This is a genomic window from Mesorhizobium sp. BH1-1-4 (assembly GCF_020165665.1).
Taxonomy (GTDB): Bacteria; Pseudomonadota; Alphaproteobacteria; order Rhizobiales; family Rhizobiaceae; genus Mesorhizobium.
Genome location: NZ_JAIUIN010000014.1, coordinates 110,493 through 124,186, shown reverse-complemented (window position 1 = coordinate 124,186; position 13,694 = coordinate 110,493). Strand labels below are relative to the sequence as shown.

The following is a 13,694-nucleotide window of genomic DNA, read 5'->3' as shown; positions in this document are numbered from 1 at the left end:
GGCGAACCCATCATAAGGGGAGAAACTGTTACCTATGTATCCGGTTCAAACTGTTACCCATCTATCGGCTGGACACTCGGCGAAGCCGAGACGGAGTGGGGGTCGACCAACACAGCACAAGACGATCCATGCGCCAAGCGGCTATGCACGCTGTCGCCAAAGACCAGCCGCTGAAAACGTGTGCATGCTTAGCGCCTCTGGCGGGGCGAGGAACCTAAGTCCTCGGTAGTCACCTGTCGATCCGCGTCGACAGGATGATCGACGACGCGGTGCGCTCGACACCCTCCATGGCGCCGATCTGGTCGAGCAGCGTGTCGAGGTCGCGGATCGACGGCGCGTCGACGATGACGATCATGTCGAAATTGCCGCTGACGGAGTGCAGCGTCCTGACCGGCGGCAGCGCCCGCAGGGCCCGCACCACTTTGTCGGAGAGCTTGGGCGTGACAGTGAGCAGCACATGCGCCCTGACCAGCCCCTGCTCATAATCCGGCGCCAGCCTGACGCCATAGCCGGTGATGATGCCGCGTTGCTCCAGCCGCTCGATGCGGCTTTGCACCGTCGTGCGCGACACGCCGAGCTGGCGCGCCAGTTCGGACGTCGGGGCGCGCGCGTTGGCGCGCAGCAGGGAAAGCAGGGCCTGTTCGGCTTCGCTGATCATTTCGACGAATCTCCTCGGCAAATCGCCTGAGAATAGGTTTCACTTTGCAGGATTCCACGCTTCCTTTCGACAGGCAAGCTGCGATGATTCCGCCAAACGCGGACCGCGGGGGAATTTGACATGAACAAGATCGTTATCGTCGGCGCCGGCAAGATCGGCTCGACCATCGCCGAAATGCTCGCTGAAACGGGCGATTACCATGTCACCCTGGTCGACCGCTCGGCCGCGCAACTCACTGCCGACGAGGTGCCCGCCAGCGTCGAGACGCTCGAACTCGATATCGCCGCGCCCGGTGCGCTTGAAGCCGCGCTCGCCGGCAGGTTCGCGGTGCTGAGCGCCGCCCCCTTCCATCTCACCACGCGCATCGCCGAGGCGGCGGCCAGCGCCGGCGTGCATTATCTCGACCTCACCGAGGATGTCGTCTCGACCAGGCGCGTCAAGGAGCTGGCCCGGTCCGCCAAGAGCGCCTTCATCCCGCAATGCGGGCTGGCGCCGGGCTTCATCTCGATCGTCGCCAATGATCTGGCCAGCCGTTTCGACACGCTCGAAAGCGTGCGCATGCGCGTCGGCGCGCTGCCTCAATACCCGTCCAACGCGCTGAACTACAATCTGACCTGGAGCACCGACGGCGTCATCAACGAATATTGCGAGCCTTGCGAGGCGATCGTCGAAGGCGAGCTGGTCGAAGTGCCGCCGCTGGAGGAGCGCGAGGAGTTCTCGCTCGACGGCGTCACCTACGAGGCGTTCAACACCTCAGGCGGTCTGGGCACACTGGCCGAAACGTTGAAGGGCAAGGTGCGCACGCTGAACTACCGCACCATCCGCTATCCCGGCCATGCCGCGATCATGAAGGCGCTGCTGAACGATCTCGGCCTGCGCCATCGCCGCGATGTGCTCAAGGACATTTTCGAAAGTGCTTTGCCGGCGACGCTGCAGGACGTGGTCATCGTCTTCGTCACCGTTTCCGGCCGCAGACAAGGCCGCCTGCTGCAGGAAACCTACGCCAACAAGATCTATTCCCGCCGCGTCGGCCAGACGGTGCGCAGCGCCATCCAGATCACCACGGCGTCCGGCATCTGCGCCGTGCTCGACATGATGGCCGATGGCTCGCTGCCGGCGACCGGCTTCGTCAAGCAGGAGGACATCGCGCTCGACGCCTTCCTCGCCAACCGCTTCGGCCGCGCCTATGCCCAGCATGATATGGTGAGCCGGCTGGCCGGGTGACGAGCCGCGCATCTTCTTCTCCCCGTTGATTGGTTCGCGCCTTTCCTCTCCCCCGTCGATCGGGGGGTCCGAAGGACGGGCGAGACCCGTGGCTCGCCCCGGCAAGGTGTCGAGCGCAGCTCGACGGAGTGGGGGTCCACGGCTCGACCTATCCGGATGGTCGCCCGATTTTCGACGGCAACAGGTTTGACCAGCGCCTTCCCCCACTCCGTCGCTGCTTCGCAGCGCCACCTCTCCCCCCTCCGGAGGGAGAGGAAAGGAGCCTAGGGGTAACACCTCAAATATGCAGCGCGTGCCCGAGCGCCTTCAGCGCCGCTTCCTGGAATCCTTCGCCTTGCGTCGGATGGGCATGGATCGTTCCGGCGATATCCTCCAGCCGCGCTCCCATTTCCAGCGCCAGCCCGAAAGCCGCCGACAGTTCCGACACGCCCTGGCCGACCGCCTGGATGCCGAGCACCAGGTGATTGTCGGCGCGTGCGACGACGCGGACGAAGCCGTCTTCGCCGAGCTTGGTCATGGCGCGGCCATTGGCGGCGAAGGGGAACAGGCCGATCTTGATCTCGCCACCAAGCGCCTTGGCCTCTTCGGGCGACAGGCCGGCCGTCACCAGCTCGGGATCGGTGAAGCAGACGGCGGGGATCGAGCGCTTGTCCCAGCCGCGCTTGTGGCCGGCGACGATCTCGGCCACCATTTCGCCTTGCGCCATTGCCCGATGCGCCAGCATCGGTTCGCCGGTGACGTCGCCGATGGCGAAGACGCCGCGCATCGAGGTCCGGCACTGGTCGTCGATCCTGATGAATTTTCCGGCCCTGTCGAGATCGATCTGCTCGAGCCCCCAGCCCTCGGTCACCGGCTTGCGGCCGACCGTGACCAGAATCTTGTCCGCGGCGACCTTGGCGCTCTTGCCGTCCGACGTCTCGACCAGCAGCGCATCGCCCTTCGTCGACAGGCCCTTGGCCTTGGCGCCTGTCATCACTTCGACACCGAGCGCGGCGAGCCGCTTGACCACGGGCCGGGTCAGCTCCGCATCATACTGCGCCAGCACGCGCGGCAAAGCCTCGACCACGGTGACCTCGGCGCCCATCTTGGCGAAGGCCATGCCGAGCTCCAGCCCGATATAACCGCCACCGACGACCGCAAGCTTCTTCGGCACTTCGTTTAGCGCCAGCACCTCGGTGGAGGAGATCACCGGGCCGCCGAACGGCAGGAACGGCAATTCCACTGGCGCCGAGCCCGTCGCGATGACGATCGTCTCGGCCCGGATCGCCTGGCTTCCCGTCTCGGTTTCGACCTCGACGGTCTTGCCGTCGCGAAACGTTGCCCAGCCCTGCACGGTCTTCACCCCGGCCTTCTTCAGCAGGCCGGCGACGCCGCTGTTGAGCCGGCTGACGATCCCGTCCTTCCAGGCGACGGTCCTGGCAAGGTCGAGCGCCGGTGCGGTTACCGAAATGCCGAGCGGGCTCTTGCCGCCGGCCATGTGCGAGACCTTCTCGAATTCTTCCGCCGCATGGATCAGCGCCTTGGAGGGGATGCAGCCGACATTGAGGCAAGTGCCGCCAGGCTTGCCGGCCTCGACGATGACCGTATCGACACCGAGCTGCCCGGCGCGGATGGCGCAGACGTAGCCGCCCGGACCGGCGCCGATGACAAGCAGCTTGCAGGAGATTTCTTTCATGGTGTCGGCCCCCTTGTAGTGAGAGCTGCCGACGCCCTCCTATCCAACCTCGCGCTGCCCCTCATCCGCCTGCCGGCACCTTCTCCCCGTATAGGGACGGGGAGAAGGGTATCGTCGCGATGTTGGCATCCTCTTCCGCAACGCTGTCGATTGGCGAAACCATGGATAACAGCGTCTTTCTCCCCGTCCCTATACGGGGAGAAATGCCCGGCAGGGCAATGAGGGGCAGCGCGGCGCTTCAGGTCTACTTTCCAGAACGACCTGGCTGCGATGGTACGATGAGCGAGCATTCCATCACCCCTCCACGAAAATCAGCGCCGGCGTTTCCAGCAGCGCCTTGATCCGCTGCACGAACACCGCCGCGTCCCAGCCGTCGATCACCCGGTGGTCGAAGCTGGACGACAGGTTCATCATCTTGCGCGGGATGAACTGCGTGCCGTCCCACACGGGCCGCACCATCATCTTGTTGACGCCGATGATCGCCACTTCCGGGTGGTTGATGACCGGCGTCGTCGCCACGCCGCCCATGGCGCCGAGCGAGGTGATGGTGATGGTCGAGCCGGACAGTTCGTCGCGTGTCGCCGTGCCGGACTTGGCCGCCTCGGCCAGCCTCGCGACCTCGGCGGCGCAATCCCAGATGTCGCGCGCCTCGGCATGCTTGACGACAGGCACCACCAGCCCCGACGGCGTCTGCGCGGCGATGCCGATATGGATGCCGCCATGCTGGTGGATGATGCCGGCCTCGTCGTCGAACAGCGAATTGAGCTGGGGCTGGTCCGCGATCGCCTTGACCATCGCCCGCATCAGGAACGGCAGCAGCGTCAGCTTGGTCCTCTCCGCGCCTCCCCTGGCCGGGCGCTTTTCCTTGTTGAGCGCGGCGCGCAAGTCCTCCAGCGCGGTGACGTCGATCTCCTCGACATAGGTGATGTGCGGGATGCGCGACTTGGACAGCGTCATCTTCTCGGCGATCTTGCGCCTGAGGCCGACCAGTTTGATGTCCTCGACCGCATCGTTGCGGGCGAGGCCGGATGTCTTGGCCGGTTGCGGTCCGCGCGCCAGGAACGCCTCGATATCTTCGTGGCCGATGCGGCCGGCCGGGCCGCTGCCCGCGACTTGCCTGAGATCGATTCCGGCCTCTTTCGCCCGCAAGCGGACGGCTGGCGACGCCAGCGGCTTTTCGCCTTCCGGGCGCGGTGCGCCGGAGGCCGAGGACCGTGCAATGGTTTTCGCGGCAGGCGGTGCGGGTTTTGCCGGCGCCTCGGCGGGCTTTGTCGCCCTGGGCGACTGTGGGGTTTCTGGCTGGGGGCTCGGCGGCTCGGCGGGCGCTTCGGCCTCGGCGGTTGGTTCCGCGTCTTTGCCGGCGGCTTTCACATTGCCTTCGCCCGCCACCTTCAGCCGCACGATCGGCGAACCGATCGCCACCGTGTCGCCGATCTCGGCGCCCAGCCACAGGATTTCGCCATCGACAGGCGACGGGATTTCGACCGTCGCCTTGTCGGTCATGACGGCGGCAAGCACCGTGTCCTCGCGCACGATGTCGCCGATCTTGACATGCCATTCGACGAGTTCGGCCTCGGCGACGCCCTCCCCGACATCGGGCAGCTTGATGATGTGCTCGCCCATGTCAGGCCTCCATGGTTTCTACGAGAGCGCGGCCGACCCGTGCGGGCCCCGGAAAATACTCCCACTCCTGCGCATGCGGATAGGGCGTGTCCCAGCCGGCAACGCGGGCCACCGGCGCCTCCAGGTGGTAGAAGCAGTTTTCCTGCACCAGCGCCGAGAGTTCGGCGCCGAAACCGGAGGTCAGCGTCGCCTCGTGCACGACGACGCAACGTCCGGTCTTCTTGACCGAGGCAACGATGGTGTCGAGGTCGAGCGGCAGCAGTGTCCGCAGGTCGATGATCTCGGCATCGATGCCGGTTTCCTCGGCCGCGGCCTGGGCGACATAGACCATGGTGCCGTAGGCGAGCACGGTGACATCAGAGCCCGCCCTGCGGATCGCCGCCTTGCCGAGCGGCACCGTGTAGTGGCCATCGGCAACCTCGCCGAGCTCGTGCTTCGACCAAGGCGTCACCGGCCGGTCGTGATGGCCGTCGAACGGGCCGTTATAGAGCCGCTTCGGCTCGAGGAATATAACGGGGTCGGGGTCCTCGATCGCCGCGATCAGCAGGCCCTTGGCATCATGCGGGTTGGACGGCACCACGGTCTTGAGGCCCGACACATGGGTGAACAGCGCTTCCGGGCTCTGGCTGTGCGTCTGGCCGCCGAAAATGCCGCCGCCGGTCGGCATGCGCACCACGATCGGGCAGGTGAAGTCGCCATTGGAGCGATAACGCAGCCTTGCGGCTTCCTGCGTCAGTTGGTCGTAGGCCGGATACATGTAGTCGGCAAACTGAATCTCCACGCACGGCTTCAGCCCATAGGCGGCCATGCCGATGGCCGACCCGACAATGCCGGATTCGTTGATCGGCGCGTCGAAGCAGCGGCTCTTGCCGTACTTGGCCTGCAGCCCGTGCGTGACGCGAAAGACGCCGCCGAAGAAGCCGACATCCTCGCCGAAAACGACGACTTTGCTGTCGCGCTCCATCGACACGTCCATGGCGTCGCGAATGGCCTCGATCATGGTCCGTCTTGGCATGGCTCAGACTCCCGCCTGCTGGCGCTGGCGTCTGAGATGCGGCGGCATTTCGGCAAACACACCTTCGAACATCTCGCGCGTCGACGGCTTGCCGCCGGCATGCAGCGTGCCGTGGCTTTCCGCCTCCTTCTGCGCCGCGATCACCGTATCGAGGATTTCGGCCTCGGCCTGCGCGTGCCGTTCGTCGGACCAGACGCCGAGCTTGATGAGATGGTTCTTCAGCCGCATGACCGGGTCGCCCAGCGGCCAGGCGTCGGACTCGGTCTTCGGCCGGTAGGCGGAGGGATCGTCCGAACTGGAATGAGCGCCGGCGCGGTAGGTGACATATTCGACCAGCGTCGGCCCGAGATTGCTGCGCGCCCGCTCGGCCGCCCACTTGGCCACAGCATGGACGGCGAGATAGTCATTGCCGTCGACGCGCAGCGACGGGATACCGAAGCCGAGGCCCCGCGCCGCGAAGGTGCCGGAGCCGCCGCGCGCGATGCCCTGGAAAGTCGAGATCGCCCACTGGTTGTTGACGACGTTGAGCACCACGGGCGCCTTGTAGGTGGAGGCGAACACCAGTGCCGAGTGGAAATCGGACTCCGCGGTCGAGCCGTCGCCGATCCAGGCCGCGGCGATCCTCGAATCGTTCGAGATGGCCGAGGCCATCGCCCACCCGACCGCCTGGATGTACTGCGTCGCCAGATTGCCCGAGATCGAGAAGAAGCCGTGCTCCTTCGACGAATACATGATCGGCAGCTGCCGGCCCTTCAGTGGGTCGGCCTCGTTGGAATAGATCTGGTTCATCATCGTGACCATTGGATAGCCGTCGGCGATGAGCAGGCCGGCCTGGCGATAGGTCGGGAAATTCATGTCGCCCGGCTTCAGCGCCTTGCGGAAAGCGCAGCTCACCGCTTCCTCACCCAGATGCTGCATGTAGAAGGACGTCTTGCCTTGCCGCTGCGCCATCTGCATGCGCGCATCGAAGGTCCGCAGCGTCATCATGTTGCGCAGGCCCTCCAGCAATTCCTCGCTGGACAGCAGCCCGGCCCACGGCCCGACGGCTTCGCCGTTGCGGTTGAGCACGCGGATGATCGAAAACGCCATGTCGCGGATGGTGCGCGGATCGACATCGATGTCGGGGCGCGGCACCGAGCCGGCCTCGGCGAGGGTCACGTTGGAAAAGTCAGGCGTACCGCCCGGCCGCACTTCCGGCTCCGGAACGTGAAACCGCAACATCCCAGCATCGGCCATGACCTCAGATCCTCCAATGTTGCCCGGATGCGGATATTCGCACATCCCCGCGTCCAGGCCACTGCGAATTCGCGGGGCAAGCCCTTCAGCCATCGGTTCCGGCCACGCCGGCCAATCCGGCTTCCCGCGCCCAAGATGAAGATATGTCCGCGAAATTTCTTGTCTATGTTGGGCCGTGGCACGCAATTTGGCGAATGGTTGCGGGCAGGTTGCCGCCAGATAAGGCGATTGGGTGGCAAGGCTTGGGGTTCGCCGATCTCGGCGCCCTTCCTCTCCCCCGTCGATCGGGGGGTCCGAAGGACGGGCGAGACCAGTGGCTCGCCCCGGCAAGGTGTCGAGCGAAGCTCGACGGAGTGGGGGTCGACCTAGCTCGAGCGTTGTTGTTTCTGGCCGGGACGACGCCTCGCCCTGATTGAGGTTCTGTGATGACTGCCAGCGGCAGCGCGGTTGGGGATGGCTTCCCCCACTCCGTCCCGGCTTCGCCGGGCCACCTCTCCCCCCTCCGGAGGGAGAGGAAGGGAGCCAGGACTGGCGAGCTTGCGCCTTTCCTTTGCCCTCCAAGGGAGAGGAACCCAAGCTGGAAGCCCTCCCCGCATCATGCTAACCACCCTCCATGGCACAGAAGAAAGCTTTCGAGGTCGACGGTTGGCTGGCGCGGCCCGATCCGCGCATCTCGATCGTCCTGCTCTACGGCCCCGACCGCGGCCTGGTCTCGGAGCGGGCGAAGGCCTTTGCCGGCAAGACCGGGCTGCCGCTCGACGATCCCTTCTCCGTCGTGCGGCTCGAGGGCTCCGAGGTCGACCGCGACGAGGGCCGGCTGCTCGACGAAGCCCGCACCGTGCCGATGTTTTCCGACCGCCGGCTGCTCTGGGTGCGCAACGCCACCGGCCAGAAGGCGCTGGCTGACGACGTCAAGGCGCTGACGGCAGAGCCGGCGCGGGATGCCATCATTCTCATCGAAGCGGGCGATTTGAAGAAAGGTGTCGGGCTGCGCGCCGTCGTCGAGGGCGCCGACACCGCCATGGCGCTTCCTTGCTATGCCGACGAAGCCCGCGACATCGATACCGTCATCGACGACGAGCTGCGCAAGGCCGGCATGTCGATGACGCTGGAGGCGAGGCAGGCGCTGCGCCGCAATCTCGGCGGCGACCGGCTGGCCTCGCGCGGCGAGATCGAAAAACTTATCCTCTACGCCCACGGCCATAAGGAAATCGGGCTGGACGAGGTGCGGGCCATGTCCGGGGACGTGTCCGGCGCCTCCTTCGACGACGCCGTCGACGCGCTGCTGGACGGCAAGGTCGGCGACTTCGACACCGCCTTCACCCGCCATTGCCAGGGTGGCGGCCCGCCCTTCCTGGTGCTGTCCTCGGCGATGCGGCAGCTGCAGCAGATCCAGGTCATGCGCGGCCAGATGGACTCAGGCGGCCGTAACGCGGCTTCCGTCGTTGCCGCGGCGCGGCCGCCGGTCTTTTTCTCCAGGCGCAAGCTGGTGGAGAAGACGCTGGAGCGCTGGAACAGCGAAGCACTCGGCCGCGCGCTGACCCGCCTGCAGACCGCGGTGTTGCAGACGCGGCGCCGGCCGGACCTGTCGGTCGCGCTGGCACGGCAAGCGCTGCTTGGGATCGCCGTGGAAAGCGCGCGGCTGGGGCAAAGGTAGGAAAGCGATCTTCCCTTTTCGGCGCCGAGCGCTGCCTCCATTGGTCAATTCATGATCATGGCGCTCGATTCACTCAGCCTCTTCTCCCCGTGACAATACGGGGAGAAGGTCCCGGCAGGGTGATGAGGGCGGCGCCAACGCTCAGATCAACAGCAATATTCGCCGGCTAATTACCGTTCCTGCTTCAATCTCCGGCACAGCTCATCGAGCTGCTCCAGCGAGCGATAGGAAACGCGAATCTCGCCGCCCTTGCCCTTGTGATCGATGGCCACGATCATGCCGAGCGTATCGGTCATCAGCTTTTCCAGCGCCAGCGTGTCGGTATCCTTTTCCGGCGCGGCCTGTGCCTGCTTCGGCTTGGCCGGCGTCGGACCGGCCGGCATTTGCGCCAGCGCTTCGGCCTGGCGCACGGAAAGGCCTTCCTCGACGATGCGCTTGGCAAGGCCGGCGGGGTCCTCCGCGGTCACCAGCGTGCGGGCGTGGCCCGCCGACAGCGCGCCGTCGACCAGCATGTCGCGGATCACGTCGGGCAGTTTCAGCAGCCGCAACGTGTTGGCGACATGGCTGCGGCTCTTGCCGATCACCTGGCCGAGATCGGCTTGGGTGTAGCCATGGTCGTCGATGAGCTGCTGGTAGCCCTGCGCCTCCTCGACCGGATTGAGGTCGGCGCGCTGGACGTTCTCGATGATCGCCAGTTCCAGCGCCGTGCGATCGTTGACATCACGGATGATGACCGGGATCTCGGTCAGCCCCGCGCGCTGCGCCGCGCGCCAGCGCCGCTCGCCGGCGATGATCTCGTAGCGGCCCGCCTGGGTGGGCGACGGCCGCGCCACCACCGGCTGCACCACGCCATGCTCGCGGATCGACTGGGCGAGGTCGGTGAGTTCGGCATCGCCGAAATGCCGGCGCGGATTTTTCGGATTGGCGCTGATGAACTCGATCGGCACCTTACCGTCGGCGCTCATGCCGGGCTTTTCCGGTGCGGCCGGGCGATCGATCTCGCCGATCAAGGCTGCCAGCCCGCGACCCAGTCTTTTCCTCGAGAGATCTTCGTTCATCTTTATTCCACGTCTATTTCAGATCGTTTCGGTATCGAATCGGCTGTTAAGCCCTGTGTGGCCTATCAAGCGGCGCGCAATTTACGCTCGCGGCGGATCACTTCGGAGGCCAGTTGCAGATAGGCCTGGCTGCCCGAGCATTTCAGGTCGTAGAGGATCGCCGGCTTGCCATAGGACGGTGCTTCCGACACGCGCACATTGCGCGGGATGATGGTTTCGTAGACCTTGTCGCCCATATGCTCGCGCACGTCCTGCACCACCTGGTTGGCGAGGTTGTTGCGGCCGTCATACATGGTCAGCACGATGCCCTGGATGGTGAGATCGGGATTGATCGAGCGGCGCACCTGCTCGACGGTTTCGAGCAACTGGCTGAGACCTTCCAGCGCGAAGAACTCGCATTGCAGCGGCACGAGAACGGAATCAGCCGCCGCCATTGAATTCAAGGTCAAAAGATTGAGCGAGGGCGGGCAATCGATCAGCACGTAGCCAAAAGGCGCCCCGCGCTCGGTCGCGGCACGCAGCGCATTGCGCAGCTTGAGCACCCGGTCGGGCGCCGAGGCGATCTCCATCTCGATGCCGAGCAGGTCGAGTGTCGAGGGCACGATCGACAGGCCGGGCACCGCGGTCGGAATGGCCGCGGCTTCCAGCTCGAGTTCGCCCGTCAGTACATCATAGGACGAGACCGTCCGGTCCTTGCGATCGATGCCGAGGCCGGTGCTGGCATTGCCTTGCGGATCGAGGTCGACGATCAGCACTTTCTCACCGATCGCCGCCAGCGCGGTGGCCAGGTTGATGGCGGTGGTCGTCTTGCCGACACCGCCCTTCTGGTTGGCTACGGTGATGATTCGAGGGCCGTTCTTCATCATGGGCTTATGCCAGAAATTCATCTTTGGGTCGCCGAATAATCAGGCCGGTCGGTTCAGACAGGCCGCACATTGGACAATTCGAGGATGACGCCGCTGGCGTCGGTCACGCTTGGATGTTCTACCAGATCGAAGGTCCACCGGTTAACGCTTTCTTGCACTTCGGCGCGGTAATCCCGGCCTTTGTGGAACAATCCGCGCCCGCCCGAAATCAGCCATGGCGCAGACAGGTCGAGTAGCACCGAAAGCGAGGCCAGCGCCCGCGCCGTGACGATTTGCGGCGTCGAAACAAGCGCATGGCTGTCCTCGATGCGGCGCGCCACGGCCCGCGCCGGCAGGCCGAACTGACCGATGACGGTCTGCAGGAACGAAGCCTTCTTGCGGTTGCTTTCAACCAGATCGATGCTGGCGCCCGGACGTTCGGCGAGCAGAAAGGCCATGACAAGGCCAGGAAATCCGCCGCCTGAGCCGATGTCGACCCAGCGCGTGGCACTGGGCTCTATTCGCGCGAGCTGGGCGCTGTCCAGTATATGACGCTGCCAGACATCGCTCGAAGTCGACTGCGCCACGAGATTGATGCTGCGGTTCCATTTCTGGAACATTTCCTCGAACACCACCAGGCGCTCGAATGTTTCACGTGAAACCGGACCGGCCGCGCCCTGCAGGCTCTCCAGGGAAAGAGAACTCACGCAACGTTCCTCCGCGCGCTCTCATGGTGGCGGACGTGCGCGACGATGATCGCCAGCGCCGCCGGCGTCATGCCTTCCATGCGCTGTGCATCCGCGATGGAGCGCGGCCGCCGCGCTTGCATCTTCTGCGTCAGCTCATTGGACAGTCCGGGCACGCCGGCGAAATCGACCGTCTCGGGGATCAGCCGCGCCTCTTCATGCCGGATCTGCGCGACATCCGTGCTCTGGCGATCGAGATAGACTGAATATTTCGCTTCCGTTTCGAGCCGCTCAGCGGTTTTGGCGTCGATGTCGCGGAATCTCGGCTCGACCCCGGCCAGCCAGGCCACGTCGACACCGGGATAGGCCAGCAGTTCGAAGCCGGACCGGCGCACGCCGTCGCGGTTGATCTCCAGACCGTGCCTTGCCGCCTCATTCGGCGTCATGGTGAGCGAAAGCGCCAGCTGGCGCGCTTCGTCGAGCCGCCGCATGACATCGGCATAACGCTGCATCCGGGGTGCCGAGGCGATGCCAAGCTTGTCGGCCAGCGGGGTCAGCCGCTCATCGGCGTTGTCGGCGCGCAGCGACAGCCGGAACTCGGCGCGCGAGGTGAACATCCGGTACGGTTCGCTGATGCCGCGGCTGGTCAAATCGTCGACCATCACGCCGATATAGGCTTGGGTCCGGCTGAGCACGATTTGCTCGCCGCCTCCGGCGCGTCGCGCCGCATTGAGGCCGGCGAGCAGGCCCTGTCCAGCCGCCTCCTCATAGCCGGTCGTGCCGTTGATCTGACCGGCAAGAAACAGCCCGGTAACGCGCCTGGTTTCCAATGTCTGATGCAGTTCGCGCGGATCGACGTGATCATATTCGATGGCATAGCCGGGCTGCAGCATGACCGCACGCTCCAGCCCGGGAATGGTCTTCAGGATATCGAGCTGAACGTCTTCCGGCAGCGAGGTCGAAATCCCGTTTGGGTAGACGGTGTGATCATCGAGCCCTTCCGGTTCGAGAAAGATCTGGTGCCCGTCGCGGTCGCCGAACTTGACGATCTTGTCCTCGATCGACGGGCAATAGCGCGGCCCGACGCCTTCGATCGAGCCGGAATACATGGCCGAGCGGCCAAGATTGGCGCGGATAAGCTCGTGCGTCGCCGTGGTCGTGCGCGTGATGCCGCAATCGATCTGCGGCGTTGTGATACGGTCGGTCATCAGCGAGAACGGCACGGGATCCACGTCCGCCGCCTGACTGTCGAGCGATGCCCAATCGATGGTTCGCCCATCGAGCCGCGGCGGCGTTCCGGTCTTGAGCCGCCCGAGCTTGAAGCCGGCGCGGTCCATCGTCGCCGACAATCCCGTGCTCGCCTTCTCGTTCATGCGGCCGGCGACGATCTTCTTCTCGCCAATGTGGATGAGACCGCGCAGGAAGGTTCCCGTCGTCAGCACCACGGCGCCGCAGGCAAGCCGCCGACCGTCCGCCAGCAAAACCGCGGCGATCTTTCCATCGGAGATTTCGAAATCGAGAACTTCGCCCTCGACGACGTCGAGCTCGTTCTGCTGCCGAATCGCTTCCTGCATGGCAAGGCGATAGAGCTTCCTGTCGGCCTGCGTGCGCGGACCGCGCACCGCCGGCCCCTTGCGGCGGTTAAGCAGACGGAACTGGATCCCGGCAGCATCCGCCACGCGGCCCATCAGCCCGTCCATGGCGTCGATCTCGCGCACCAGATGCCCCTTGCCGAGACCGCCGATCGCCGGGTTGCACGACATGACGCCGATCGTGTCGAAACGCAGCGTTACCAGCGCGGTGCTGGCGCCGGCGCGCGCAGCGGCACTGGCCGCCTCGCAACCGGCATGGCCACCGCCCACCACAACCACATCATAGTGATCGGTCATTCCAAATGTCCTGGATTCGAAAGATTGAGGGACACATGTCCCCACGAGGCGAAGCTGTCAAGAAAACTTACGCGCGACGTTTCACGTGAAACAGGCAAACCGAGGCTCGGTGCGCGTTTCACGTGAAT

At 65.2% G+C, this 13,694-nt stretch carries 11 protein-coding genes; 2 read left to right on the top strand and 9 right to left on the bottom strand.

The features are described 5' to 3' along the window. Window positions 1–229: 229 nt before the first annotated feature. The gene (locus tag LB569_RS22055) at window positions 230–658 is read right to left on the bottom strand and encodes an Lrp/AsnC family transcriptional regulator (protein ID WP_224694079.1); all 429 of its coding nucleotides are present in this window, start codon (window positions 656–658) and stop codon (window positions 230–232) included. Between the two features lie 120 nt (window positions 659–778). Here LB569_RS22055 and LB569_RS22050 point away from each other — a divergent pair, with 120 nt between their 5' ends. Beyond that, window positions 779–1,882 carry a saccharopine dehydrogenase family protein gene (locus LB569_RS22050; RefSeq protein WP_224694078.1) on the top strand — a complete coding sequence of 368 codons (1,104 nt, stop codon included), beginning with the start codon at window positions 779–781 and terminating at the stop codon, window positions 1,880–1,882. A 277-nt stretch (window positions 1,883–2,159) separates the two neighbouring features. Here the strand turns inward: LB569_RS22050 and lpdA are convergent, their stop codons facing one another. The 4 genes from lpdA to LB569_RS22030 all read right to left on the bottom strand — a co-directional run bounded on the left by lpdA (window position 2,160) and on the right by LB569_RS22030 (window position 7,431). Next, window positions 2,160–3,557, bottom strand: a complete 1,398-nt coding sequence (gene lpdA / locus LB569_RS22045; RefSeq protein WP_224694077.1) for a dihydrolipoyl dehydrogenase — start codon at window positions 3,555–3,557, stop codon at window positions 2,160–2,162. Window positions 3,558–3,851: 294 nt separating this feature from the next. Beyond that, window positions 3,852–5,180, bottom strand: a complete 1,329-nt coding sequence (locus LB569_RS22040; protein WP_224694076.1) for a dihydrolipoamide acetyltransferase family protein — start codon at window positions 5,178–5,180, stop codon at window positions 3,852–3,854. A gap of 1 nt (window position 5,181) precedes the next feature. Continuing rightward, window positions 5,182–6,195 carry an alpha-ketoacid dehydrogenase subunit beta gene (locus tag LB569_RS22035; protein WP_224694075.1) on the bottom strand — a complete coding sequence of 338 codons (1,014 nt, stop codon included), beginning with the start codon at window positions 6,193–6,195 and terminating at the stop codon, window positions 5,182–5,184. 3 nt (window positions 6,196–6,198) lie between these two features. Beyond that, entirely contained in the window at window positions 6,199–7,431 is a 1,233-nt protein-coding gene (locus LB569_RS22030; protein ID WP_224694074.1) for a 3-methyl-2-oxobutanoate dehydrogenase (2-methylpropanoyl-transferring) subunit alpha, read from the bottom strand. Between the two features lie 613 nt (window positions 7,432–8,044). On the opposite strand from LB569_RS22030, the gene holA reads away from it, so the two are divergent. Continuing rightward, window positions 8,045–9,088 carry a DNA polymerase III subunit delta gene (gene holA, locus LB569_RS22025; protein ID WP_224694073.1) on the top strand — a complete coding sequence of 348 codons (1,044 nt, stop codon included), beginning with the start codon at window positions 8,045–8,047 and terminating at the stop codon, window positions 9,086–9,088. Between the two features lie 170 nt (window positions 9,089–9,258). On the opposite strand, the gene LB569_RS22020 is transcribed toward holA, so the two are convergent. The 4 genes from LB569_RS22020 to mnmG all read right to left on the bottom strand — a co-directional run bounded on the left by LB569_RS22020 (window position 9,259) and on the right by mnmG (window position 13,566). Further along, complete coding sequence (locus tag LB569_RS22020; RefSeq protein ID WP_224536864.1) at window positions 9,259–10,146, bottom strand: ParB/RepB/Spo0J family partition protein; 888 nt, start codon at window positions 10,144–10,146, stop codon at window positions 9,259–9,261. Window positions 10,147–10,211: 65 nt separating this feature from the next. Further along, window positions 10,212–11,012: a ParA family protein gene (locus LB569_RS22015; protein WP_031240355.1), complete on the bottom strand. Its 801-nt coding sequence runs from the start codon at window positions 11,010–11,012 to the stop codon at window positions 10,212–10,214. 53 nt (window positions 11,013–11,065) lie between these two features. Continuing rightward, window positions 11,066–11,698: a 16S rRNA (guanine(527)-N(7))-methyltransferase RsmG gene (rsmG, locus tag LB569_RS22010; protein WP_224694072.1), complete on the bottom strand. Its 633-nt coding sequence runs from the start codon at window positions 11,696–11,698 to the stop codon at window positions 11,066–11,068. Further along, window positions 11,695–13,566 carry a tRNA uridine-5-carboxymethylaminomethyl(34) synthesis enzyme MnmG gene (gene mnmG / locus LB569_RS22005; RefSeq protein ID WP_224694071.1) on the bottom strand — a complete coding sequence of 624 codons (1,872 nt, stop codon included), beginning with the start codon at window positions 13,564–13,566 and terminating at the stop codon, window positions 11,695–11,697. Before mnmG ends, rsmG begins: the two co-directional genes overlap by 4 nt. Window positions 13,567–13,694: the final 128 nt, after the last annotated feature.

Bases quoted from the DNA above. Each gene is read 5' to 3' on its own strand.
- LB569_RS22015 (WP_031240355.1), bottom strand. From the start codon at position 11,012: ATGATGAAGAACGGCCCTCGAATCATCACCGTAGCCAACCAGAAGGGC.
- LB569_RS22030 (WP_224694074.1), bottom strand. From the start codon at position 7,431: ATGGCCGATGCTGGGATGTTGCGGTTTCACGTTCCGGAGCCGGAAGTG.
- lpdA (WP_224694077.1), bottom strand. From the start codon at position 3,557: ATGAAAGAAATCTCCTGCAAGCTGCTTGTCATCGGCGCCGGTCCGGGC.
- LB569_RS22020 (WP_224536864.1), bottom strand. From the start codon at position 10,146: ATGAACGAAGATCTCTCGAGGAAAAGACTGGGTCGCGGGCTGGCAGCC.
- mnmG (WP_224694071.1), bottom strand. From the start codon at position 13,566: ATGACCGATCACTATGATGTGGTTGTGGTGGGCGGTGGCCATGCCGGT.
- holA (WP_224694073.1), top strand. From the start codon at position 8,045: ATGGCACAGAAGAAAGCTTTCGAGGTCGACGGTTGGCTGGCGCGGCCC.
- LB569_RS22055 (WP_224694079.1), bottom strand. From the start codon at position 658: ATGATCAGCGAAGCCGAACAGGCCCTGCTTTCCCTGCTGCGCGCCAAC.
- LB569_RS22035 (WP_224694075.1), bottom strand. From the start codon at position 6,195: ATGCCAAGACGGACCATGATCGAGGCCATTCGCGACGCCATGGACGTG.
- LB569_RS22050 (WP_224694078.1), top strand. From the start codon at position 779: ATGAACAAGATCGTTATCGTCGGCGCCGGCAAGATCGGCTCGACCATC.
- LB569_RS22040 (WP_224694076.1), bottom strand. From the start codon at position 5,180: ATGGGCGAGCACATCATCAAGCTGCCCGATGTCGGGGAGGGCGTCGCC.